Source organism: Cohnella candidum (assembly GCF_003713065.1).
In the GTDB taxonomy this organism is placed as follows: domain Bacteria; phylum Bacillota; class Bacilli; order Paenibacillales; family Paenibacillaceae; genus Cohnella; species Cohnella candidum.
The window spans coordinates 3,928,585-3,952,394 of sequence record NZ_CP033433.1; the positions used below are offsets into that span (position 1 = coordinate 3,928,585).

The following is a 23,810-nucleotide window of genomic DNA, read 5'->3' on the forward strand; positions in this document are numbered from 1 at the left end:
TTATTTTAAAGCACGTCCGCCTTTCATGTAAAAAGGAAAAACGGCGCAATTGACCCTGTTCATCCGCCTGTACGGCTCGACCCCCAAGTCCATACGATAACATGCGGCAAAGGAAAGGCAAGGCCGCTTCCCGACATCCTTGTTCGAGGAAGGGGGTGAAGCAGCATGTGGTTCGGAGGCAAAAAGCACTGCGTCAAAAACATCCGTTCGAAAAAGGTGAAAACCTTTAACATCGAAAGGGTTAAAGTCAAAAAATTCAACATCAAAAAAGTCAAAGTCAAAAAGTTCAACATCAAAAAAGTCAACGTCAAAAAGTTCAATGTCGACGTGTTCGACGTTAAAAAAATCCGCGTCAGAAAACACCGTATCGTCAAAGTCGAACATGCGAAAAAACACCGCAAGCACCACAACAAGCACCGGAAGCTTCATTGGTAATCCCCGGCTAATACCCAATTCCGTTTAAGCCCTTTCTCTTCCCTCGGGAAGTCGAAAGGGCCTTTTTTTTGCCTTTCCGGCGTGGATAACGGTGGATAACCGGGTAAATACTGTGCGAGAGGTGATGACTGATGAACGCTCAAAGAGCGCAAGAAATCGCGGAATCCCCGGAAATGATCGATGTCTCTTACTACGGCGTGCCCGTCTACATCCAGCACGTCAACGTGGAGGAAGGGACCGCCAGAATCTTTCAGCGTGAACTTCCGGAAGAGGAGCAAACCGTCCCACTCGACGCGTTGTCGGAGGAATTCACGACGGAAACGGATCTTCCGTTCGTCTGAAGAGACGGGCGTTTATTGCCCCGCCATCCATTCTTCGTACAAACGGTCCAATCGTTCCTGCAGTTTCTCACGGCTCTCCCAGGCTTTCGCCAATTCAGCGGCATCGGAGGTCGTTCCCGCAATTTCCAGTTCTGCGTCCAGCCGGCCTAATTCGGCCTCCGTTGCGGAGATCGCCGACTCCAGATCCCGAGCAGCCTCCGTCTTCGCGGCGGGGGCTTTCGCGCGTTTGGCATCGGCTCCCCCGGCGGAAGTTGCGGCCGGAACGGAAGCGATGACGCGCGTCGCGGATAGATCATCGGCAACGCCAAGCCGCGCGCGTTGCTCCCGGTAATCGTCATAGTGGCCCAGGAAGCTCGTCAGGCCGCCGTTCCGGACTTCCCAGATCCGCCCGGCGATCCGGTTCATGAAATAGCGGTCGTGAGATACGACAAGCACGGTGCCCGGGAATTCATCCAAAGCCTCTTCCAACGCCTCGCGGGATACGATGTCGAGATGGTTGGTCGGCTCGTCCAGCAAGAGCAGATTCGGCTTCCGGTGCATGAGCAGCGCAAGGCGAAGCCGGGTCCACTCTCCGCCGGAAATCGAGGACAACGATTTGAACACGTCCGGCCCGTAGAACAGCTGCTTGGCCAGCAGCCGCCTCGCCTCTCCTTCTTCCAATTGCGCCTCTTCCTTGAAGAAGGCCAGGATGCTGGTTTTTCCCCCCGGTTTCTCTTCCTGTCCCAGATAGCCGATTTCGACCCTCGCGCCCAGCCTGACTTCGCCGCCGTCCGGCGAAATCTCCCCCAGGAGCAGCTTGAACAGCGTGCTTTTACCGGCGCCGTTGTCCCCGACGATCGCCGTCTTGTCTCCGTAACGCAGGCTCCCGTCGATGCGGTCTAGAATGGTTCGGGACCCGAAGGACTTCGTTAAGCGCTCGAAGGCGATGACGTCCGTACCGGAACGGTCGGCCGCGCCCGCCGCGAAATCCGCCGTTTTGGGATCCAGGACCGGGCGTTTGATTTTCTCCATCCGATCCAGCGCTTTGCGCATGGAAGCCGCCCTCCGGAAAAACTTCTCGTTCCCCCCGATTCGGCCCCACGTTTCCAGTTGCTTGATCGTTTCCTTCATTTTAGCGATTTGCTTCTGCTGTTCCTGATACTGGGCAAACTGCCGCAGCAGCCGTTCTTCCTTCTCCTTGACGTATTCCGAATAGGAGGTCAAATAAAGCGATGCTTCACCGTCTTCGATTTCGACGATCCGGGTGACGACTTTATCCAAAAAGTAGCGGTCGTGGGAGACGATGACGCAGGTGCCGCCGTAATCCCGCAGGTAATCTTCGAGCCATTCGACGCCGCGCAGGTCCAAATGGTTGGTCGGCTCGTCAAGCAGCAGCAGCGTCGGGCGTTCGATCAGCAGGGAGGCGAGCGCGACTTTCGTTTTCTCGCCGCCCGACAGGGAGCCGTATCCGCGTTCGAATTGTCCGGCGTCGATCCGCAGCCCCGCCGCGACCTGCGCGATGCGGGCTTCCATCTCGTATCCGCCTCCGTGCTCGAACCGTTCCTGGGCAGAAGCGTACTGCCTCAGCAGCTCCGTGAGCCGATCGGGGTCACCGGCAAGAGCGGGGTCCGACATCGCTTGCTCCAGCTCCCCCATCCGCTCCTTCAGCTGAAGCACTTCCCTGTAGCCCCGGGCCAGAATATCATAAACGGCGAGATGCTCTTCCGCTTCCGGGATCTGCTTCAAATAACCGATGCGAGTGTCTTTGCGGATGGCCAGCTCCCCTTCGTCCGGCCTTTCTTCTCCTGCGATCAAGCGGAGCAGCGTCGTTTTGCCGCATCCATTGCGGCCGATCAGGCCGACTCGTCCCCCTTCGGGGATTTCGAAAGTGACTTGTTCCAGCACCAGTTGGGCGCCGTGGTATTTTTTAACGTTTTGGCAGCTTACGATCATGATAGAGTTCCTCCTAAGTGGATTCCCTCCCGGCCGACGCCGAATGTCTGCGGAAAACGAAAAAGACGCGGGAAACATCCCGCGCCTTCGCCTTCACGTATCCGTAGAGGTCGAGACAGGAATCATTTCGCGATGGGAATAACCGTATGGGCAAAAATGGACAGACTTCTCCCGTCTACCGTCCATTCATGCACGATGCCAGCGGCCTGTATCGGCTCCCGGCTCAGTTGGTTATTCTCGCATTCGCGATTCATCCTGCCCCACCTCCTTCCAGTCAATTGGATAGAGCATACCATAAATTGTTGGAACCTGGCAATCGTCAGGACCCGATATAGCGATCGTAGAGGCTTCTGGCTCTGGACGGATTCTCCGTACCCTGAACGAGCACCCGGCCGTCGGGGAAGAGCACGAGCCGTTCTCCTTCGGGCAGTTCAGCACGCAACAGGAAAGGATTGCGCGTGATGGTGCAGGACGGAGACAAACGCTGCTCCCATTGCTCCAGATCGAACGGCCGCGGACCTTGGATTTGCACCGTTTCACGGCCGCACAGCGTGGACGCTTCCACTGCGTCGGCTGTTAACGCAGGATATTCCTTCGTGCCGCAGGTCGGACAGCCGGCTTTCGGCCCGGGCAGCTTCAGGTTCATCGAGTGGTAGTGCCACACCTCGAGAGACAGCAGCCCCCCGCGCCGGGCGTCGGTATTCCCCACCATGTATTTTAGCGCTTCGATCGCTTGGAATGATGCGATGATATCCACGATGGGCGCGATCACGCCGACCGTATCGCAGGTTTGCCCCCCGCCTCCGTCACCGGAACCGATCAGGCATCGCAGGCAGCAGGTCTCACCGGGGACCAGCATCGCGGTCATGCCCTGCGCGCTCACGGCTCCGCCGTATACCAGCGGGATGCCTCGCTTGAAGCAGGCATCGTTGAGGAGCAGCCGCGTTTGAAAATTGTCCGTTCCGTCCAACACGAGGTCGATTCCGTCCATCAGTTTTTCGATGTTCAGCGGCGTGACGTCCGAGACGATCGTCTCGAGCACGACCTCCGAATTGATGCGGGAGAGTTTTCGCCCGGCCGCGACCGCTTTGGGCAGCGATTGGGCGACGTCTTCCTCGTCGTAGAGCATTTGGCGCTGCAGGTTACTCGGCTCTACGTAGTCGCGGTCAGCCATGCGAAGGGTGCCGACGCCTGCGCGAACCATGTGGCTCGCAAGCACCGTTCCGAGCGCGCCCATGCCGACGACCAGCACGCGGGAGGAGGATATTTTGCGTTGCCCTTCCGGTCCGATCGGTTTGAACAGCATTTGCCTGGAGTATCTTTGTTCCGGCGTGATCGGCATGATGGTCAGCTTCCTTTCCTGCGCGGGGCGGCGGTTTCGGGACGTTGCGGTCCTGATGGATCGCTCGCTTAACCCCCGGATACCGCCTGAAGCACCCGCAGCTTGTCGCCGGGCCGGATCGGGATGTCGAGGTCGTCCAGCCAAGCGATATTATCGTCATTATAATAGAGCAGCACGTGCTCGCGCACTTCGCCCTGTTCGTTATATAGATGCACCTTCAGCAAAGGGTAAGTTTCGACAAGCGTGCGGAGCGCCTCCGCAAGCGTGCCGGCTTCCAGCGGAAACCGCGTCTTGCCCTTGGTGCAATCGCTGATCAGCAGCGGTACGCTGACTTCAAGCTGCATACTCGATCAATCCTCCACAACCCATGGTTTGACGCATAGGATGCGCGACAGCTGGCCCGGCAGCCGGTCCCAAGTGCGGCCGCGGTCGAGCGAGCAAAACACTTCGCCGGAAGTCGTCCCGAAATAGAGGCCGTAGGGATCGAACGCGTCGATCGTCATGGCGTCGCGAAGCACGCTGACGTGGCGGGGCTCGTCCGGCATCGCGTCCCCGACAGGCGCCCAGCTCGTGTCGCCTTTGTGCCTGCCGTACACCAGCAATTTGCCTTCGGCAACCGCACGTTGTTCGCTGCTCTCCAGCGGGACGAGGAACAGGTCTCCGTTCGGCGCCACGACGATCGGGAAACCGAACGGCATGTCGCCTTCCCGCAGCGTGACGCCTTCCTCTATCGTGAACCAGTTATCGCCGCCGTCGTTCGACTGGAACACGCCGCCGTGCTCTTGCATGTACATGATGTCGGGATTGAACGGATCCAGCACGATTTTATGCACGCAGAATCCCACGTCTTCCTGCGGTTGACCGGTCGGCACGCGGGCGAGGCCTTGGTTGCGCGGCGTCCACGTTTCGCCGCCGTCGTCCGTGCGGAACACGCCGACTGCCGAGATGCCGACCCACATCCGTTTCGGATTCCGGGGGTCGATCAGGATCGTGTGGAGGCACATGCCTCCGGCTCCGGGAAACCAACCCGGCCGGGAGGGGTGCTTCGTCAGGACGTCCAGCTCGCGCCAAGTCGCGCCGCGGTCGCGGCTGACGAAGATCCCCGCTTCCTCGACGCCGGCGAATACGGTGTCCGGCTCCGAGGGGTGACCGGGGGCGATCTGCCAAATCCGGTTCAGGCTGAAACCGGACTCCTTCGAGTAAGAGGGGCCGTGTTCGACTTGCGTCCAGCTCTCGCCGAAGTCGTCGGACACGCGGATCGTCGCCCCGTAAGCGGCATGGGAAGTGCCGGCGTAAATCCGGTTGCCGTGACGGCTGTCCCCGAGCACGCTGTAGACTTCCCAGCCCGGCAGGAAGGGCCCTTTGAGGCTCCATTCTTTGCGGTTCGCATCTGCTGTGTACATGAATACGCCTTTGTTCGTGCCGACGAGCAAGACCATTCGTTTTGCCATTTTGGTTTAAACCTCCCGTGGTTGGTGACGGTTCCGGGATGCGTTTTCTCTACCGTTGGAAATTCGTTGGCAGACAGGTGAAATCCTGCCTATGGGAAGGCGGGATATTAGGTATTTAAGCGAGTTCGGTGAGGATGTATCAGATTCGGTGGCAGATGAGCGAGTAGATTAGCGCGTGTGACGCGCTATTTCGGCGGATTGGCGGGGGAACGCGCCATTTAGCGCGGGTGGCGCGCTATTTTGGTGGATTGGCGGGAGAGCGAGCAGATTAGCGCGGGTGGCGCGCTATTTCGATGGATTAGCGGAAGAGCGGGCCGATTAGCGCGGGTGCCGCGCTATTTCGATGGATTAGCGGAAGAGCGGGCCGATTAGCGCGGGTGCCGCGCTATTTCGGCGGATTGGCGGGGGAGCGTGCCGATTAGCGCGAGTGCCGCGCTATTTCGGAGCAGCAAATAAGGTGCACGAAATTAGTGGACGTGGGACACTATTTCGGCGCTTCGATGGGAGAGCGGGCAATTTAGTGGACGTGGGACACTATTTCCGCGCATCCGGCGGCACTACGAGCAAACGAAAAAGCGGCCCCGGCGAGCGGGGCCGCTTCAACACAATAGCGTTAAGAGAAGAAGGCCGGCAAATACGGTTTGTTCTTCTCGAGCATCTCGTTCAGCAGCGTTTTGGCGACGCTGACGGACGGAACGAGCGGATGGTGCGCCAGCGCTTGCAGCGCAATGCCGCGGTCGCCGGTGACGGCGGCTTCGATCGCGAGGCGCTCGTAGGTTTTCACCGCGTGGATCAAACCTTTGACTTGCTCCGGCACCTTCGTGACCGGCAGCGGGATCGGCCCCTGGCCGGTCACGACGCAGTTGACCTCGATGCACGCGTCCTCCGGCAGGAAGTCGAGAATCTTTCCGTTGGTGACGTTCAAGGTCTGGATGTCGCGACGATCGTTATACAGCGAGTCCATCAGGTTGACGGCCGCTTCCGAATAGTAGGCGCCGCCGCGTTTCTCGAGCTGCTTCGGCTTCTCCTGCAGATTCGGATCCTTGTACAGCTCGAACAGCTCGTCTTCGACCCGTTTGACGACCTCGGCTCTCGTCCCGTTCGCCCGTAACGACTCGAGCTGCTCGGCCAGCATTTCCGGCGTCATGTAGTAATATTTCAAATAATAGCTCGGCAAGCCGCCCAGCGTGCGGAGGAAGTCCGGATCCCACTCGGTGGCGGGCACGTTTTTGCCGGTAAACTCTTCGCGCCGGTCCAGCAGCTCCGGCAGCTTGTCTTCGCCGGCGACTTCGATCCGCGTCACCCAGTGCAGATGGTTGATCCCGACGAACTCGGCGTAAATCCGGTCGATCGGCGTATCGTATTTGCCGCTCAGCCACTTGTACATGCCGATCGGCGCGTTGCACAAGCCGATGCTTTTCACCTTAGAGTAGCGATGGATCGCTTCGGTGACCATCCCTGCCGGGTTGGTGAAGTTCAGCAGCCAAGCGTTCGGGCTCAGCTCTTCAATGTCTCGGCAGATGCCGAGCAGGACCGGAATGGTGCGCAGCGCCTTCATCATGCCTCCCGGCCCGGTCGTTTCCTGGCCGATGACGCCGTGCAGATTCGGAATATGCTCGTCCCACTTCCTCGCTTCGAGCAATCCGACGCGCAGCTGCGTCGTGACGAAATCCGCGCCCTCGATCGCGCGCCGCCGGTCCAGCGTCAGATGGACGTCGATCGGCAGCCCCGACTTCGCCACCATCCGCTTCGCCAACTCGCCGACGATTTCCAGCTTGTGCCGGCCCTCCTCGATGTCGACGAGCCACAGCTCCCGAACCGGCAGCTGCTCGTAGCGCTTAATAAAACCTTCCACGATTTCGGGCGTATAGGAGGAGCCTCCTCCGATGACTGCGATTTTCAACCCTTGTTTCACTTGGATACGCCTCCCTTTCCTTCTGTTCCTTCTCCGTTTTCCGGCCGAAGCACAGCAACAGCCTCGAACTCGGCCACGCCTTTCAGGTTTTCATAAACTTCCGAAGGCAACGAACCGCCCGAGGCCTCAAACGCCATCCAGACCGCGCCGACGACAGGCTCCACGCTCAACCTCACGAGGGAGGCATCCGGCGCCGCTGCCTTCAAGGCCTCGCGGATCGGCGCATGGACGAAGTCCCCTTTGCCTTTCGCGAGAATGCTTCCGGCGAGCACGACGTCGAAGCCGTCGTTCTCCATGCCGAGCCGCCGAACGACCGCAACCGCAGCCCGGCCGAGCTCCTCGCCCTGTACGCGCAAGATCCTCCGGGCGGTTTCATCGCCCTCCTCGGCCGCTTCGAACAGAAGCTTAACGGTATCGATCGGCGGGAACCGGTTGTGGTCGAGGTAATCGTCGAACATATCCTGCACGGACGCATACCCTAGGAACCGCAGCAATTTATCGGTCAGCAGGGTCGGATTTTCACGTCCGTCCCAAGCACGGATGACCGACCGGAACAATTCGACGCACAGCGTCGCTCCGCCGCCGAAATCCCCGAACAGGTAAGAGAAGCCGCCGCATTGGTAAAAGCCGCCTTCCCGGTTTCTTCCCGCGCTGTTCGTCCCGGAACCGCAGATAAGCACCACCCCGTAAGGACGGTCCGTGCCCGCCCGCATGGCGATCATCGTGTCGCAATTGATTTCATGGCGCGCGAATCCGAGTTCCGCGATCATCGGCCGCAAAATCCGGTAATCCGCTTCCCGGTCCGCTCCCGCCAAACCGAAGTACGCAAATTCGATTTGCTCCCGGGTAAGCCCAGCCTGCGCCAACGCCATTTCCGCGGATTCCCGGATATGACGCCTCGCTTGCTCGGCGCCGCCCTGGTGGTTGCCGTTGCCGCTTTTGCCCTTGCCGACCACCCGGCCCTGCTCGTCGACGATCAAGGTGTACGTCTTGCTGCCGCCCCCGTCGACGCCCATGTAATATTTCAAAACGGCTCACTCCTAAGCTTATGTCTTATCCTTCAACGGCGGCGCGGTCGATTCCCGCACGATCAATTCCGGCTCCAACAGCACGGTGGCATTGCGTTTGGACGCCGTTCCGGCCATGCTTCTCAGCAATAGATCGACGCCGCTTTTCGCCATTTTGTCCGCCGGCTGGCGGACGGTGGTCAGCATCGGGCGGAATTCCGACGACAAAATCTGGTCGTCGAAGCCCACGACGGATACGTCCCCGGGGATGCGGATGCCTTCGTTCTTCAGCGCGTCCATCACCCCGAGCGCCACGTAATCGTCCGCCGCGAACACCGCCGTCGGCAGCGTGCCCTTCTCGATCCAGCCGCGCGCGATCCGGTAGCCCGACGAGACGTCGAACGTTGCATGCTCGACGTTCAGCGCCGGCAGGCCCGCCTCCGCCATCGCGGCCCGGTAACCCCGTTCCCGCTCCTTGCTGGAGAGGAACGGTTCCGGCCCGCGGATGTGGACGATTTTGCGGTGCCCGAGCTCGATCAGATGGCGGGTCGCTTCGTACCCGCCTTTGAAATTGTCCACGATGACGGACGGCGCCGAGGATGTCTGATGCTGATTGTCCAGCATGACGAACGGAATTCTCTTCTTCTTCAACTCCATGACGTACTCGTCTTCGCGCAAGGGCGACAGCAGGATGACGCCGTCGACGCGGTCCTCCTGGAACAAGGAACGCCTGAACGAATCGTCGTCTCCGGACGAGATCGCGAGCGCGAGGAAATAGCCATGCTCGGCCAGCCGGTCGTTAATTTCCTTCACTACGGCATCCAGGAACGAGTCCTGCAGCGTCGTCAGCGTGAGGCCGATGATGCCGGTCTTCCCTTTCGCGAGGCTGCGCGCGGCGGCGTTCGGCTGGTAATCCAGCTCTTTCATCGCCTGCAGCACTTTATCGCGGTTTTTCGGCCGGACCGACGACGAATTGTTGAGTACGCGGGAAACCGTGACGACGGACAGCCCCGATTTCCTGGCGACGTCGAAAATGCTGACCTTCATGGATCCATTCGCTCCCGTAACTACGCCAGTCTATCACCCTTATCCTACCACAACCTACTTGTTCACGCGCTCCAGCAATTTCTGCAATTTCTCCTGGATGCCCGGAAGCGCTTCGGACGCCTTTTTGTCGCCGTTCTCCACGCCGGCCAGCTCGTTGATGAACAGCTCGTTGATCTGCGAATAGTTGGAAATCAGGTGGTTGTAGGACTCGAAGCCGTATTTGTAAGCTCCTTCGAACACTTGCTTGATCTGCTCCGGATCGATGCCCTCGAAATTGCTATAGTACTTGTCGGCCGCTTTCTGGTTGACGGGCGGGTTGCCGCCGGACAGCTCGATCGACTTCTCCTGCACGTCCGTCGTCAGCAGGTATTTGATCCACTCGAACGCTTCCTTGGGATGTTTGGAGTCTTTCAAAATGAACAGCGGATCGACGTAGAGCACGCTTCTGACCTTGGGATTCGGACCTTGCGGCACCGCGGCGACGCCGACTTTGAAATTGAAGTTGCTCGAAGCCGCGAGACTCCACGAGCCGACGACAGACATGGCGATTTTGCCGGAAAGGAACGGATCGCCGAACTGGCCGGAGACCGATTTGGAGAACGCCGGCGTCGGAGACACCTTCTGATCGTAGATGAGGCCGTAAATCTTCTCATACGCGGCAACCACTTCCGGCTTGGTCAGATTGACCTGGGACGGCTTGCCTCCGTTCGTCCAGGTATCTTCGGAGTAGACATCAGCTCCGAAGTATTGCGGCCGCTGGTCGCGCTCGCCCCATCCGAAGTCGACCCCATACTGCGCTTTGGAGATGTCCGTGGAATCTACCGTCATTTTCTTGGCGTACTCCACCATTTTGTCGAATGTCCAGCTCTTGTCCTCGTAATCGGTCGGCGGATAAGGAAGACCCGCTTTGTCGAACAAATCCTTGTTGTACAGCATCACCGTTACGTAGCTGTTGAGCGGGATGCCGTACGTTTTGCCGTCCACCTTGTAGATGTTCATGACGTCTTCGGGGATGTTGTAGTCCGAAGCCTTGAAGCCGTCCATGAGCGGAGTCATGTCCGCCAGCATGCCTTTGTTGTAATACTCCATGAACCCGCCGTAGCCCCAGTGGGACGTGACGTCCGGCGCATTGTGCGCCGCGATGGAAGACTGGAGCTTCGAGTCGAATTGCTCGTAAGGCGCTTTGGTCACCTTGACCTTGATGTTCGGATGTTTCGCTTCAAAATCGGGGATCAGCTTTTCCACGAACGTGCGGTCGGGAGAATCGATCGTGTAGTGCGTGATCGTCACGGTGTCGCCTTTGCCGCCGCTGCCGCCTCCGCATGCCGTTGCCGCCAATGTGAAGACGAGAAGCACGGAAGCCAGAATGACGGCCGTTTTGCTGCCTTTCGTTTTCTTAATCATGGTCTACCCCCATCGATATGGATTTGGCGTATGTGAATTCACTTGATGCCGGTAAGGACGATTCCCTGCACGAACCTCCGCTGCGCAAGCGCGAAAATGACCACGATCGGCAAGGTCGACAGCAGCGAGGCGGCCATCAGCAGATTCCAAGGCGCGATCCGGAATTTCGAGGACAGCATGGCGGCCATCCCGATCGGAAGCGTGAAGTTCTCCTGCGAATCCAGATACAGCACCGGGGAGAGCAGGTCGTTCCAGCTCCAGATGAAGGAGAAGATCGAAACGGTCGCCAGGGCGGGCCCCGCCAACGGCAGCGTCAGGTTCCAGTACAGGCGGAACTCGCTGCAGCCGTCGATCCTCCCGGCGTCGTACAGTTCACCGGGAAGAGTCGTGAAGAACTGGCGGAGCAGGAAAATCATGTACGCCGACCCGAAAAAGGAAGGCAGGATGAGAGGCAGCAGCGAATCGTGCAGCCCCAGCTTGGTGAAAAGCAGGAATTGCGGAATCATGATCGCGGGATACGGAAGCATGAGGGTACTGAGCACGAGCATGAAGAGAAAGCCGCTCCCTTTAGCCCGGTAACGGGCGAAACCGAAGGCTACGAGCGATGAAGAGATCACGGTGCCGACCACCGAGAATACCGCGACGATCAAGCTGTTCGCGTATTGCTGGCCGAACTTGATGTCGCTGTTCGCGAACAGTTCCCGGAAATTGCTCCAGGCGAAAACTTCGGGAATCCACCGCGGCGGGTATACGAGCATTTCCTTGGTCGTCTTGAGCGCCGTCGACAGCATGAAGACGAGCGGAGCGAGCATGGCGGCGGTCACGGCGAGCAGAATCAGGAAAAGGAGCAGCCGGGAAGGAAGCTGCTTGATCTCGGCCCTGTTCATCGGCTTTGCCCCCCTTCGTAGTACACGTAGCGGTTCGACAGCTTCAGGATCAGATACGTAATGGCCAAGACGGCGACCAGGAGCAGCCAGGACATGGCGGAAGCGTAGCCGTAACGGAAATTTTTGAAAGCGTTAATGTAAATGTTGTAGACATAGAACCAGGTGGAGTAATTGGGACCGCCCTGCGTGATCGTGTAAGCTTGCGTGAACACCTGGAAGGAATCGATGACGCCGATGATCAACTGGAACAGGAAAACGGGCGAGATCATCGGGAACGTCACGCTCCAGAACGACCGCCATCTGCCGGCCCCGTCGAGCTTGGCCGCCTCGTGAAGGTGCGCGGGCACTCCTTGCAGGCCCGCCAGGAAGATCAGCATGCCTCCGCCCATGCCCCAGAACGACATGATGACGAGCGCCCACATCGCGTATTTCTCGTCCAGAAACCAATGGATCGGCTCCACGCCGAACCAGGACAGGAAGTAGTTGAACAGCCCCGCCTGCGGATTGAACACCCAAAACCAGAGAAGGGACATCCCGACCCCCGAAACCATGCTCGGGAAGTACATCGCCGTCCGGAAAAACCCGCGAAAAGGCACCTTCCGATTGATCAGCAAAGCGAAGACCAAGGACAAGACCAGGGTCAGGGGGACGCTGACGAACGTGTACTGAAGCGTGACGCGGATGGACTTCCAAAACTGTTCGTCCTGGAACAGTTCCCGGTAGTTGCCCAGCCCGACATAGACGGGCGCGTGGATGATGTCATAGTCCGTCAGGCTGTAGTAGAACGACGCGGCGACCGGAAATAAAGCGAACACGAGGAACCCGACAAGCCACGGCGACGCGAACAAATAAAAATACTTCGCCTCTCGCCGCCCTTCTTTCCGTACTCTCGCCATGCAGCCTCCCCTTTCCCTCAAATGACGACAAATTTACCACGGAAGTTTAATCGCTTTAACTTTAAAGCCTAAAATAGTGCTCCAACTTTGTTTTGCTTTTGGAAGGTCCAAACCCCAACCACAAAGTTAAAGCACTTTAACTTTCATTATTATAATTGGAAGCGCATCCGTCTTTCAAGAGAAAATTTTAACCTCCGATTGGCGAAGGGCTTATCCGGGTAAAGACTGATAACCTCAATCTGCAAAGGAGAGTTATGATGAACCACAACGTGCCCAAAGGCAAATGGAAGCAGTTCAAGGGCGAGTCGAAGAAGCAGTGGGGCAAGCTGACCAAGGATGAACTGGATACGTGGGAAGGCGAAGGAACGAAGCTTGTGGGAAAAGTCCAGGAAGACTACGGCCATCTGCGGAACCGCGTAGACCGAGAGATCGACGACCATCGGAAGCATCCCGGCGATTGATAAGACGCCGCGACAAGGATGAGAGGCCGTGCCCGCCGGGCCGGCCTCTTTTATGATTCCGGCGGAAACACGCCGCGGAAACGGCAAAAAGCGGGAGCCACCCGGCTCCCGCTTCATTCGTGCCTGCTTATTGCGTCGACGTATTCGAGGACTGCGCCATCCGGACGAGCATGTGCGACAGCGCATGGCGTTCTTCCGGCTGGCCGACCTTCCACAGCTCCTGAAGAAGCTTCTCCTCGCTGTTGCGCGGCTGCTCATGCTCCGCCAAATAGTCGCCGACGCGCTGGGCGATTTTCGCCAGCTGCTCTTCGCCGAGCCCGATGTTCCCGGCCATATCGATCCGTTTATGAAGGTAGCTTTTGAACGTTTCAAAATCGCTCAAAATCCGTTCCTTCTGCCCCTCGTCCATGTTCATGATCGCGTCGTCCACCCGGCCTGTATTCACTTCGCCGTCTTTTTGCACCACATGGTTGAATTCCGACATTTGAAGTCCTCCTTCGGGGGTAAAGTGGGTATCGCTAATCTATTACACCTTACCGGCCCGTTTGAACACTTTCATCAAAATCCGGAAGAAAACGACGGTCAGCAACTGGACGATGACGTAGATCAAGAAAGAATCATAGGTGGACCAATCTTTGTATTGGAAAACGCGAAACACGACGGACAGCTTTTCGAAGCATGCCCCCAGAATAGCCCACGCCAGCACATAGAGGGGAATGCCCAAGCCCCCGATCTTCCACAGGTCGTATAAATAAATGAAAACATACCCGAAAATGGGATACATGCACCAGGTGAGAAAATCCGTAAACGTCAAAGCCGGATTGATGTTCGTATCGTAGACATCGATCGGCGGGCTGCCGATCGAATGGTCCATGCATAAAGGCGTCGCTACGCTCCATAGCATCACCAGTGCGGCGACGCTCTTCGGCAGGCGGGGAGGCAGCCGGTAGACCATGAAGTAACCGACAGCCAGGGAAGCCAGCACGAACCAAGCATTAATTCCGGGTAACCGTATCAATTCGCACACCATCTTTCCGCATGAGATAGCGGACGAGACTTACCGAACATAAGGCCGCGAGCAACACGATCGCCTTAAGCGGAATGTAAAACAGCCAACCGGCCGGTTTAAACCGGATAATCCCCCATCGGTCCAAAAACCAGCCTCCCCCGAGCAGGACGGCCAGCATCGCCAGGTAGACCGGTATCCTGGCGAGCGGCCGCAGCCGGACGAGCGCCCAATCCAGCACCCAAGCGAAGAAAAGCGAGTTCAATACCATCGTGTAGACGATCCGCACCAAGGCGAACTCCCGGTTCTCCGGCACTTCGATCCACCCCTGGTTGATCAGAAAATACGAATAGGCCGGCGCATTGACGACGATCACGGCCAGCCATATGGCGACGATTTCGAAAAGGTGGAGCCTCTTGCGTTTGAGGCAGAACGCGGTGACCAGCAGGATGGCGGCGGACAACACGACGACCATGAGCACGGGTAGAGCCCCCTCTCCATCCAATGAAAGGAGATGATGGTAATCAATATGCCCGTTTAGTCGGTTTTCCACTCGTCCGGCAGCAGCCTTTGGTACCGCGCTTGCCGATAACGATCGTCGACCAGGACGAGCACACCCTGGTCCGTTTCCGTGCGGATGAGCCTTCCTCCCGCCTGCAGCACTTTGTTGATGCCGGGATACACGTAGGCGTAGTCAAAGCCGTTTTTTCCCGACTCGTCAAAATGGCGCTTCAGCGCTTCCCGCTCCGGCCCCAGCTGGGGAAGGCCTACGCCGACCACGACGACGCCGTTCAGCCGGTCCCCCGCCATGTCGATTCCTTCGGAGAATACCCCGCCGAGCACCGCGAACCCGGCCAGCGTTTCCGGATTGGCCTCATCAAAGGCCGATAGGAAACGTTCCCGCTCCTCTTCCGTCATGAGCGACTGCTGCACGAGCGTGCGGAAAGGCGGGCCGTCCGCTTCGAAAGCTTCATAAACGGCGTTCATGTAGTCGTAGGACGGGAAGAAAAAGAAGTATTTGCCGGGACGTGTGGACGGCAGTTCCTTCAGCAGCCGGACCAGCGGCCCGATGGATCGTTCGCGGTCCGCGTAGCGGGTCGAGAGCGGCACGATCGATACGTCCCACTGCTCCGGGGAGAACGGGGAAGGAACGGACAGCCCGTAATCGTCCGGTTCCGCGCCCAGCATGTCCATAAAATAGGCGGCCGGCGTCAGCGTCGCGGAGAAATGGACGCGGGAACGGTACCCTTTGCCCGTCTGGCGAAGCAGCTCCGAGGGATCCAGGCAGAGAAGCTTCAGCCGGACATCCTGCTTGGTGACGTCGGCGTATGTCGCATACCTCTCGTCATACATGCCGCCCACCCGGACGAATGCCTGAGCCGCGAAATAAGCGTCGAGAAGCGGCTGCGGAGCGGTTTCCGATTGCTGCAGCGCCAGCTCCGCTTCCCGGACGAAGTCTTCGGCCAGCTCGAGCAGCGCAGCCGGGGTTTCCTTCCAAATCCGATGGCGGTCGCCGCTATCTTTCCGCAACGCGATAAAATGGCCGTTGATCGCTTTAGCCGCCAGATGAACGCCGGGATAAGCCGATTTGTACTCCCGTTGGAGCGCGAGGAAATCGGACTTTACGAGCTCAGCCGAGAACATTTCCCGTGCGCGGTCGACCAGGTTATGGGCTTCGTCCACGAGCAGCGCGGCCTGCTTCTTCCCTTCGCCGGTCAGCCGCTTGAGCGACACGCGGGGATCGAAGACGTAGTTATAATCGCAGATAAGTGCATCTGCCGCGTAGGCGGCATCCAGGGAAAATTCGAACGGGCAAACCCGGTGCTTCCGGGCGTATTCCTCGATGACCGGCCGCGTCATCAGCGTCTCGTTCCCGAGCATGTCGAGGATCGCGCCGTTAATGCGGTCATAGTAGCCGTCCGCGAAAGGGCACGACTCTTTGCTGCACCGCACTTCCTCCTGAAAACAAACCTTCTCCTTCGCGGTCAGCGTGACCGTCTGCAGATGAAGGCCTTGATCGCGAAGCAGCGAGAGGGTGTCCTCCGCCGCCGCGCGGGTCGTCGTTTTGGCGGTCAGGTAGAAGAAACGGCGGATCAGCCCTTGCCCGACCGCCTTTATCGCGGGAAACAACACCGATACCGTCTTGCCGATGCCCGTAGGCGCTTGGGCGAAAAGCCCGACGCCTTCTTCGATCGTCTTGTAGACGGCCCCCGCCAGCTTGCGTTGGCCTTGCCGATAAGCGGGAAACGGAAAGGACAGACCGGCGATGCTCTCGTCCCGAAGACGCGTTTGCTCCAGCGTCATGCGCGCGTAAGGAACATACGCCTCGATCGACGCTTTTACTTCCCATTCGAGTTCGTTGTAGGAAGCGTCGCGTTCGTAAACCATGCGTTCCCCCGAGTCCACGTGCACGTAGACGAGCCGGAGGCGCATTTTGGGCAATCCGTTTGCTTTAGCGTACAGATAGGCGTAACAACCCGCTTGCGCCCAATGGACGGGATATTGGTTTTCCGCGATATGCCGCGGATCCAGCACGGTGGACTTGATCTCTTCCAGCACGATCCGTTCCGCGTCCACTCTCAGGCCGTCACAACGGCCTTCCAATACGAAAAGGAGATCCCCATACGGAATCTCCGATGACAGAAACACTTCTTTCGAATCTTGTTCCCCGTAACCCTGCTGCACCTCTCGATGGACCCTGGAACCTTCCGTCATCGAGCCAACCGTCCTAAAACCCGTGGTCTCGATATCCCCGCTTCGGTGCGCGTATTCCACCAACGCGCGGACCGACAGCCGAACCGTATCCGGCATGTCAGCCTCCCGCGCGGGCACCCACGAACTCTTCCAAGTCGCGGTCCGCCTTGGACTGGTTGCATTCATTGCATGCGCACACGCAATTGTCCGGCGTCGTATGTCCGCCTTTGGCCCGCGGCAGCAGATGATCGATCGTGTCGCCGTATTGCCCGCAATAATGGCAGGTATGCTTGTCCCGAGTCAGAATATATCGACGGAAATCCTTGTTGCTGAACAGCCGGCGGATCGTATGCCGGTTCACGACGACGGCCGCCCGCTCCTTCACGAGCGTCACGGCGAGCGGGAGATCGATCTCCTGGAACCACCGGCGGCCTTTGTCCGTCCGTCCCCGCATGCGGATGAAGCCTTGCCGGGTCGGGACGAGGGCCGAAGCGTCCGTCGGGTCCGCGATCGCATGGCCGGCCGACTCCGGCTGCCTTTTGCGAGTGGCCGCAGTCGGCCGCGGCGGATGTTTGGGCATGCCGCTCCTTGGCTTGGGCGCGGGGTGAACGCGAGGCTCCGGTGCAGCCGTGGCTGCGGCCGGGACTCGGCGCTTCCGCCGCATGCAGCTCTTGCAGGTGCCCCGGCGCGCCTGCTGGCCGGCTTTGCGGCCGGTCCTCCGCGGGAAATCGTCGAGCGGCTTCATTTCCCCGCAGGCCGAGCATGCTTTATGCAAACCTTTGTCCGAGTGCGTCATGCGGCGTCCCCTCCTCTCCGTTCCGCGTTTTCGGCGAATCGCCGTTCGATTTTTTTACTGATGTACAGAGAAACTCCCACGAACAACACGACATAAATCAGCTCCGCCGGACGTTCGATGAATCGGCCGACGTCATGTCCGATGATCGAAACGGCGAAAACCATGATCGCCTTGCCGAAGACGATCGCGATCAGAAAGGACCGAAACGACATCCGGGCGGCCGCGGCGGCCATGTTGATGACCACGAAGGGGCCGACCGGGAACAGGCTCAGCAAAAACACGTAACTGAAGGCGTTCCGCCGAACCCAGGCCAAGCTTTTCTGTACCTTCGGTTTTTGCGCCCAACGGTCCAGCCAGGGATGGCCGGCAATGCTCCGCACGATCAGGAACGTCGTCACGCATCCCGCCACGATGCCGATCCAGGAATAGAGAAAACCAAGCCACAGCCCATACACCGCCGCATTTACGCCAACAATGAGAATCGTGGGCAGCGGCGGGATGAACGACTTGGCGAAGGTAAGCAGAATGCCGGGAAGGGGGCCGAGCGAACGGTATCTTTCCAGCCAGGACTTCAGATCCTCTTCCGTCAGGGAAGAGACGTAATGGGATAGACTCATGATGGCACCCGCGCGAATGTACTTATGGAGTAAGTATACCATGGGCCCGCCAAAGAAACAGGCACCTCTTGGGGAGGTGCCTGTTTGGCCGGAATTGGAGGGCGATTCATTTTTGCAGCGCAGTTCGATTTTGCACAACTGCACGGAAGAAAGTGTCCCGAGGGCAGGCTGTAGTTCGAAAATGCACAACTAATCGGGGATTTTCGGAAGGCGTTTTACAAAAAACCTCTCTAAGAGTGCAAAATCGAATAGCAGCGTATGTGCGGGTAGGCGCGTCGACTCCAAGCGTGCAAAATCGAACTGCATGCTCGCCGAGGGTGGTTGTCATACAAAAAAAACGCCTCCCCCTGTCTCAGGAGGAAGCGTTGCCGATGTATCGCAAAACCATTTGTTCCGCCTCGTTCAAGTAACGCCCGTAGTCCGCCGCCTCGCCGTCGAGAAGAAATTGCAGCGCAAGTCCGTCCCTAACGGCCCAAAACAGGTAAGTCGCCGCATTTTCGTCCAGGTCCTGCCGGCATTCGCCGGTCCGTTTGCCTTCCTCGAAAATCTCGCGCAACAACTGGATCGCCTTGTTGGAATAAGCGGCGAGCGTGTCGACGAGCGCCGGTTGGCGGGACGCGTACAGCATGAACTCGAGGTGGAACGTCATCCATTTGCGGATTTCGTCCAAGCTTTGGTTGCGGAATCGGCCGAACAGGAACCGGATTCTATCCGTCGCTCCCGGCATGTTCTTGAATTGCTCGTGAAGACTTTGGACCATCGCGTCCATCCGGCCGTTGGACATCTGGATGTACATGTCTTCCTTGCTGGCGAAATACCCGTATATGGCTCCTTTGCTCATGCCGAGATGCCGGACGATGTCCTCGACCTTCGTGGCCTGGAACCCTTTCTCCGTGAAACAGTGAAGGGCGCCCTCCAGGATGGCCGCGCGTTTCTCTTCCTTGTAGGCATCGGAAACCTTCGGTGACATGGCTGCAACTCCTAATGAAAAAATGCTTGGATCCGCTCGCGGCTCAGCTTTTTGACCACTTCGGTGACGAGCTCGGCGGTCTGTTCGAAATCCCGCCGCGACATGACCGCGTTATGAGTATGAATATACCTCGTGGCGAATCCGAGCGCAACGGAGGGGCAGCCGATGCCGTTCATGTGGAACCGCCCGGCGTCCGTCCCGCCGCCCATGCTGACCGCCGTCTGCACCGGGATGCCCAGCTCTTCGGCCGTGTCGAGCACGAGATTGCGCAAGCCGGGATGCGAGACCATGTGCGCGTCGAGCAGCACGACGATCGGACCTTTGTCCATGTCGCAGGGAACCTGCTGGCCGTCCAGTCCGGGCGTATCCATCGAGACGCCGACGTCCACCGCGATGGCGATGTCCGGCTTGACCAGCTCGGCCAGCGTCGCGGCTCCGCGCAGTCCAACTTCCTCCTGGACGGTCGCCCCCGCGAAGAGGATATTCGGATGGCTCTCTCCCTGCAGCCGCTCCAGCACTTCAATGGCCAGCGCACAGCCCGCGCGGTTATCCAGCGCTTTGCCGGCCCAAAGCCGATCCTCCTTCAGGGTGAAGAAATCCGCGGCGGGGATGATCGGGTCGCCCGGCCGGACGCCCATTTCTGAGACTTCCTCCGGACTGGTAGCCCCGATGTCAATGTACATTTCTTCCAGCTTCATCACCTTGCCGCGTTCTTCCGCGGGAAGGACGTGAGGCGCTTTGGCTCCGACGATTCCGATGACGTCGCCGCGCCGCGTTTTGATTTTCACGCGTTGGGACAGCAGGCTGTGCGGCCACCATCCCCCGAGCTGCTGGAAGCGGAGAAAGCCTTTGGGCGTAATATGGGAAACGATGAATCCGACCTCGTCCAAATGCCCTGCCAGCAAAATCCTCGGACCTTCCGCCAGCCCCGTTTTCACGCCGACGACTCCGCCCAAGCGGTCCCGCCGGATTTCATCCGCAACCGGGGCCAGCCAGCGTTCCATTTCGGTCCGCACCTCGTGCTCGAAGCCGGGTACTCCGTCAACCTCCGACAGCCGTTTCATCAACTGGGTCAATTTGTCCATGGGCTTCTTTCCTCTCAGCGTTGACTGTTGTGGTTCGGTAAAGCAAAATGCCGATCAAAGCGGCGGCAATAACGAAACCGTGGAGCGTGATGACCATTTCGAACAGGTTGAGCTTCTCCATGATCAGCGGGGCCGCGATGAAACCGAGCCCGAAGCCGAGCCGGTTCAGCACGGCGGAGACGCCGAAAATCCGGCCGCGGATCCGGTTTTCCGTCTGCTGGAACACCGTCATCAGCGTCGTCATCGCGATGGCATCGGCGATCCCGGTGGCGAAGGATGCCGGCAGGACCCATTCGACCTGCTCGGTGGCGAACATCCCGATGAACCCGAGCGACATGAAAGGCGTGGCGAGCAGGTAAATCCGTCCCGGGTGGCGGCGGAACCAGGCGATTTTCGGCATGATGAAGGTGGATAGCACGTTGCCCGCTCCCCAGGTCGCCCAAATCAGTCCGTAAAATAGCGCCTGCCGGTTCGGATCCAGCTTTTCGGCCAGGAGAGGCGCGCCCAGGTTGTGGGAACCGGCGCCGAATGTGTCGGCTAGGAACACCATGAAGACGATGAGGAGCGCGGTTTGGGTTTTGAGGAACGCCGCGACCTCCTTCAGGTCTCCCCACTGCTGCCGTAAGACGCTGCCGATGCTGCTCTTCGGGAGTGCGGCGGCGGTGTCGCTGCCTGCGTCGTTGGCTTCGGGCGGTGCGGCGCGGGCGTGATCCCACTTCATCCGTTGCAAAGCGATGGCGGACAGGAGGAAGGACAGGGAGTCGATCACGAGCACGGCTTCATAACCGAGCTGGTCCTGCAGCACACCGCCGGCGAGGAACCCGATGACCATGCTGACGGCGCCGAGGCGGGAGATCAGCGCGTTGACGTTGAGCAAATTTTGGTCCCCGTAGATTTGCGGTACTTCCGCGTTGTAGCTCACCTCGAAAAAGCTGCCCACGAGGCCCATGAGGAACCGGACGAGCAAAATCATTTCCGGCTGCGGGAACGGAATGAGCAGCAGGATGAGTCCGCACCTCAGCCAGTCCGTGACGATCATGATCTTCTTGCGGTCGAAGCGGTCGGCAACGACGCCGGACACGAACCCGGACAGCAGGCCTCCGATGACGCCGGCCGCCATGGACGCGGACAGCCAGCCGACGCTCTGGGTCGCGGCGTAAATAAGCGCGCCGAGCACGATCGTGTCCATGCGCGAGCCGAGGTCGGAGAACGCTTTCACGTAGAGGTAAAGTTTGTTTTTCATCGGGACCTCCCAGGGGGTGGGGTGGATGGGGACGCTGCATCCGGGTTTTTCCCGGTTACAACGGTGGGACAAGCGGTTTGGCGCTCTCTAGCCGGGTTTTTCCCGGTTACAGGATTGCCGTAAGACGGTTAAACCGTCTTAGGGCACCGTCCGCGCACATGAAAAGCTCCGCAAGACGGCCTCATCGCCTTAGAGTAACAACCATACGCAGGTAAGGGCTCTGTAAGACGACCAAACCGTCTTGGAGTAACTCGCTTCTGCCCTATTCGGCTATGCAAGACGGCCAAACCGTCTTAAAAGCACCTTGCCTCCAAAATAAATAAAACCGACCGGTCGTTCATTTTTATTTAAACACAAAAAAAGATCCTCCACAAGGGCGAATCTTACGATTGCTTGCGTCATGTTCCTCGTTCCACCGCGGAGGCTTAAACACATCGTCGCAAAATGTGACTTTATCGCACCACCCCAAATAAAACCGCCGATTATCGTTACAAAATGTGACTATAAACTGCCACCCCGCACAAAACCGCTCACCATCGTCGCAAAATGTGACTATTATCTGCCACTCTACGCACAGCCGCCCATCATCGTCGCAAAATGAGACCATCCAACCGACGCCCCACAACCCGATACTCCCGCAATGGAGGTTTCGTTCCGTTCCCGATTACCAAAACCGATCCAGAGGGAATCCTAAGCGGAAACGCCCGAAAGGAGGAGACACGATGGATAGCACCGGGGAATTCGTGAACAAGCTGGAGGAAAACCAGGAAAAACAGGAGCATAACCGCAAGCACGCCCAAGGCAATCCGGGCAAGCAGCTGCCCAACAAACGCAAAGGCACGATGAAATGAAAACAAGCCATGACGCCGGCGATTCGGTGTCATGGCTTTCTTCGTTTTCGGCTTACGTTTGAGGCTGCTCGCGGGCGTCGTCGTTTCCCTGAAAATCGCCGTGAGCGATGTGCTCGAGGGCCGGCCGCTTATGCCGGACATGGTCCCGTTCCTCCGAGCCTTGCACGAAGAAGGGAACGGCTCGCGCCGCCGAGTGATCCCGTTCCAGCTTGGGGGCTAGCCTATCTCGCATGAAAAACCAGCTTATAATCGGGGCGCTCCCGATCAGCAGCATCATCCAGTTGATGACCGCGGGCGCTTTGCTGATGCTCAGCGTGACGATGAATACGGTCATCCCGAGAATGCGTCCAACGTTTAACGACAGCTCCCGGAGCACGACGTATTCCGACCGCTGGCGGACGCTTTCCTCGTTCGTGCCGATCAGGTCGAACACCGACGACGTCATCGGAATCGTGAAAAACGGGATAAACAGCGAGGTGCCGATCCCGAAAATCAGCAGCGTCGTATAGTTCACGCCGAAGAAGAAAGGCAGGATGACCAGCGTCATCGCAATCGTCCCGACGAGCATGCCGATCCGGCGCCAGCGGGGCTTCAGCCATCGGCCGACCGCGAAGAAGGTCACGAACGCCACGATCTGGGTGATCAAAGAGTAGTTGCCGAGTTTCATTTCGCTGCCGGTATGGATATACACGAGAAGCCCGATCAGAACGCCGAACACGGTCTCCCGGAATCCTTGCGCGATGAGCGCTCCGATAACCGGCCGCCAAGGCGTGCGCGGGACCCGCCAGATCTTGGCCGGAAGGCGCCATTGGTATTGCCCGCCCGGCTCCCGGTTATGAAGCAGGAAGCTGACGAGCACCCCCGCGACGAAAATGCCGAGAGAGACCATGAAAATGATCCGGTACCCGCTCTCCCCCGCCATATGCGAAATGAAATAACCGGAGCCCCAAGGCGCGGCCATCCCGACCAGGGAACCCGTCACTCCGGCAAACCCATTGAATTTGTCGCGGTTGGCGGCATTCGTCGCCTCGAAATAAATCACGTTAAAGCCAAGCCAAAACAGGCCGACCGCGAGTCCCTGCACCATGCCGAGCAGCCATACATAGTTAACGGCCGCTTTGCCCAGCAGCAGCACGATGCCGTAAAAAACGGCGGAAACCCCGATTCCCAGACGGATGCAGGTGCCGCTGCGGCCTTTTTTGGCCAGGTACCCCGCTATCCAGAAGGTCACGGCCATCAAGACGTGGGTGAGCAGCGTAAACCAGCCGAGAAGCACGAAATTGCGGGAGGCTTTCCATATGTAAATCCCGAGAAACGTGCCGGACAACAGGCTGGCGGTAATGTACAAACCGTTCACCAGCAGCAAGAGCCGCGTCTGGCCGTCGAGCCGGCGGGTGCCGGCGGAGGATGGGCTTGAGGGCATGCAGGCT

Annotated in this window: 25 protein-coding genes; 3 read left to right on the forward strand and 22 right to left on the reverse strand. The window is 58.7% G+C overall.

Annotated features, from left to right (window positions below; translation table 11 throughout):
* Complete coding sequence (locus EAV92_RS24610) at positions 1–429, reverse strand: hypothetical protein (protein WP_164472834.1); 429 nt, start codon at positions 427–429, stop codon at positions 1–3.
* A gap of 137 nt (positions 430–566) precedes the next feature.
* Between EAV92_RS24610 and EAV92_RS17940 the strand changes: the two genes are divergently transcribed.
* Positions 567–776, forward strand: a complete 210-nt coding sequence (locus EAV92_RS17940) for an H-type small acid-soluble spore protein (RefSeq protein WP_123042362.1) — start codon at positions 567–569, stop codon at positions 774–776.
* Between the two features lie 12 nt (positions 777–788).
* Here the strand turns inward: EAV92_RS17940 and abc-f are convergent, their stop codons facing one another.
* The 11 genes from abc-f to EAV92_RS17990 form a co-directional block, all read right to left on the reverse strand.
* The gene (abc-f, locus tag EAV92_RS17945; protein ID WP_123043797.1) at positions 789–2,711 is read right to left on the reverse strand and encodes a ribosomal protection-like ABC-F family protein; all 1,923 of its coding nucleotides are present in this window, start codon (positions 2,709–2,711) and stop codon (positions 789–791) included.
* 119 nt (positions 2,712–2,830) lie between these two features.
* Positions 2,831–2,962 (reverse strand): hypothetical protein, encoded by a 132-nt coding sequence (locus tag EAV92_RS25065; protein ID WP_277424209.1) that lies wholly within the window; start codon positions 2,960–2,962, stop codon positions 2,831–2,833.
* Between the two features lie 65 nt (positions 2,963–3,027).
* Positions 3,028–4,050: a ThiF family adenylyltransferase gene (locus tag EAV92_RS17950; protein ID WP_123042363.1), complete on the reverse strand. Its 1,023-nt coding sequence runs from the start codon at positions 4,048–4,050 to the stop codon at positions 3,028–3,030.
* A gap of 68 nt (positions 4,051–4,118) precedes the next feature.
* Positions 4,119–4,394 carry a MoaD/ThiS family protein gene (locus tag EAV92_RS17955; protein ID WP_123042364.1) on the reverse strand — a complete coding sequence of 92 codons (276 nt, stop codon included), beginning with the start codon at positions 4,392–4,394 and terminating at the stop codon, positions 4,119–4,121.
* A 6-nt stretch (positions 4,395–4,400) separates the two neighbouring features.
* Entirely contained in the window at positions 4,401–5,501 is a 1,101-nt protein-coding gene (locus EAV92_RS17960) for a WD40/YVTN/BNR-like repeat-containing protein (RefSeq protein WP_123042365.1), read from the reverse strand.
* 613 nt (positions 5,502–6,114) lie between these two features.
* Positions 6,115–7,416 carry a 6-phospho-beta-glucosidase gene (locus EAV92_RS17965; protein WP_123042366.1) on the reverse strand — a complete coding sequence of 434 codons (1,302 nt, stop codon included), beginning with the start codon at positions 7,414–7,416 and terminating at the stop codon, positions 6,115–6,117.
* Positions 7,413–8,444, reverse strand: coding sequence for an N-acetylglucosamine kinase (locus EAV92_RS17970; RefSeq protein ID WP_123042367.1), 1,032 nt, complete (start codon positions 8,442–8,444; stop codon positions 7,413–7,415). Before EAV92_RS17970 ends, EAV92_RS17965 begins: the two co-directional genes overlap by 4 nt.
* Positions 8,445–8,462: 18 nt before the next feature.
* Positions 8,463–9,470 carry a LacI family DNA-binding transcriptional regulator gene (locus EAV92_RS17975; RefSeq protein ID WP_123042368.1) on the reverse strand — a complete coding sequence of 336 codons (1,008 nt, stop codon included), beginning with the start codon at positions 9,468–9,470 and terminating at the stop codon, positions 8,463–8,465.
* Between the two features lie 54 nt (positions 9,471–9,524).
* On the reverse strand, positions 9,525–10,874 hold the full coding sequence (locus EAV92_RS17980; protein ID WP_123042369.1) for an ABC transporter substrate-binding protein: 1,350 nt from the start codon (positions 10,872–10,874) through the stop codon (positions 9,525–9,527).
* A gap of 38 nt (positions 10,875–10,912) precedes the next feature.
* Positions 10,913–11,761, reverse strand: coding sequence for a carbohydrate ABC transporter permease (locus EAV92_RS17985; RefSeq protein ID WP_123042370.1), 849 nt, complete (start codon positions 11,759–11,761; stop codon positions 10,913–10,915).
* Entirely contained in the window at positions 11,758–12,657 is a 900-nt protein-coding gene (locus tag EAV92_RS17990; RefSeq protein ID WP_123042371.1) for a carbohydrate ABC transporter permease, read from the reverse strand. Before EAV92_RS17990 ends, EAV92_RS17985 begins: the two co-directional genes overlap by 4 nt.
* Before the next feature lie 257 nt (positions 12,658–12,914).
* Here EAV92_RS17990 and EAV92_RS17995 point away from each other — a divergent pair, with 257 nt between their 5' ends.
* Entirely contained in the window at positions 12,915–13,118 is a 204-nt protein-coding gene (locus tag EAV92_RS17995; protein ID WP_123042372.1) for a CsbD family protein, read from the forward strand.
* Positions 13,119–13,245: 127 nt separating this feature from the next.
* Here EAV92_RS17995 and EAV92_RS18000 read toward each other — a convergent pair whose 3' ends face one another.
* From EAV92_RS18000 to EAV92_RS18040, 9 genes are all read right to left on the reverse strand, one after another.
* Positions 13,246–13,602 carry a DUF3243 domain-containing protein gene (locus EAV92_RS18000; protein WP_123042373.1) on the reverse strand — a complete coding sequence of 119 codons (357 nt, stop codon included), beginning with the start codon at positions 13,600–13,602 and terminating at the stop codon, positions 13,246–13,248.
* Between the two features lie 42 nt (positions 13,603–13,644).
* Complete coding sequence (locus EAV92_RS18005) at positions 13,645–14,136, reverse strand: hypothetical protein (protein ID WP_164472835.1); 492 nt, start codon at positions 14,134–14,136, stop codon at positions 13,645–13,647.
* Entirely contained in the window at positions 14,114–14,605 is a 492-nt protein-coding gene (locus EAV92_RS18010; RefSeq protein WP_123042375.1) for a hypothetical protein, read from the reverse strand. Before EAV92_RS18010 ends, EAV92_RS18005 begins: the two co-directional genes overlap by 23 nt.
* Positions 14,606–14,661: 56 nt before the next feature.
* A complete protein-coding gene (locus tag EAV92_RS18015) occupies positions 14,662–16,935 on the reverse strand; it encodes an ATP-dependent DNA helicase (protein ID WP_123042376.1) in 2,274 nt (757 codons plus the stop codon).
* A gap of 1 nt (position 16,936) precedes the next feature.
* Positions 16,937–17,614 carry an HNH endonuclease gene (locus tag EAV92_RS18020; protein ID WP_123042377.1) on the reverse strand — a complete coding sequence of 226 codons (678 nt, stop codon included), beginning with the start codon at positions 17,612–17,614 and terminating at the stop codon, positions 16,937–16,939.
* Positions 17,611–18,231 (reverse strand): TVP38/TMEM64 family protein, encoded by a 621-nt coding sequence (locus EAV92_RS18025; RefSeq protein ID WP_123043798.1) that lies wholly within the window; start codon positions 18,229–18,231, stop codon positions 17,611–17,613. The genes EAV92_RS18020 and EAV92_RS18025 overlap by 4 nt, the downstream gene beginning before the upstream one ends.
* A gap of 352 nt (positions 18,232–18,583) precedes the next feature.
* Positions 18,584–19,201, reverse strand: coding sequence for a TetR/AcrR family transcriptional regulator (locus tag EAV92_RS18030; protein ID WP_123042378.1), 618 nt, complete (start codon positions 19,199–19,201; stop codon positions 18,584–18,586).
* An 11-nt stretch (positions 19,202–19,212) separates the two neighbouring features.
* Positions 19,213–20,286: a M42 family metallopeptidase gene (locus EAV92_RS18035; RefSeq protein ID WP_123042379.1), complete on the reverse strand. Its 1,074-nt coding sequence runs from the start codon at positions 20,284–20,286 to the stop codon at positions 19,213–19,215.
* On the reverse strand, positions 20,243–21,529 hold the full coding sequence (locus EAV92_RS18040; RefSeq protein WP_123042380.1) for an MFS transporter: 1,287 nt from the start codon (positions 21,527–21,529) through the stop codon (positions 20,243–20,245). The genes EAV92_RS18035 and EAV92_RS18040 overlap by 44 nt, the downstream gene beginning before the upstream one ends.
* Positions 21,530–22,251: 722 nt before the next feature.
* Between EAV92_RS18040 and EAV92_RS18045 the strand changes: the two genes are divergently transcribed.
* Positions 22,252–22,380, forward strand: coding sequence for a DUF4023 family protein (locus EAV92_RS18045; RefSeq protein WP_123042381.1), 129 nt, complete (start codon positions 22,252–22,254; stop codon positions 22,378–22,380).
* Positions 22,381–22,432: 52 nt separating this feature from the next.
* Here EAV92_RS18045 and EAV92_RS18050 read toward each other — a convergent pair whose 3' ends face one another.
* Positions 22,433–23,803, reverse strand: a complete 1,371-nt coding sequence (locus tag EAV92_RS18050) for an MFS transporter (protein ID WP_206424233.1) — start codon at positions 23,801–23,803, stop codon at positions 22,433–22,435.
* Positions 23,804–23,810 lie beyond the last annotated feature (7 nt).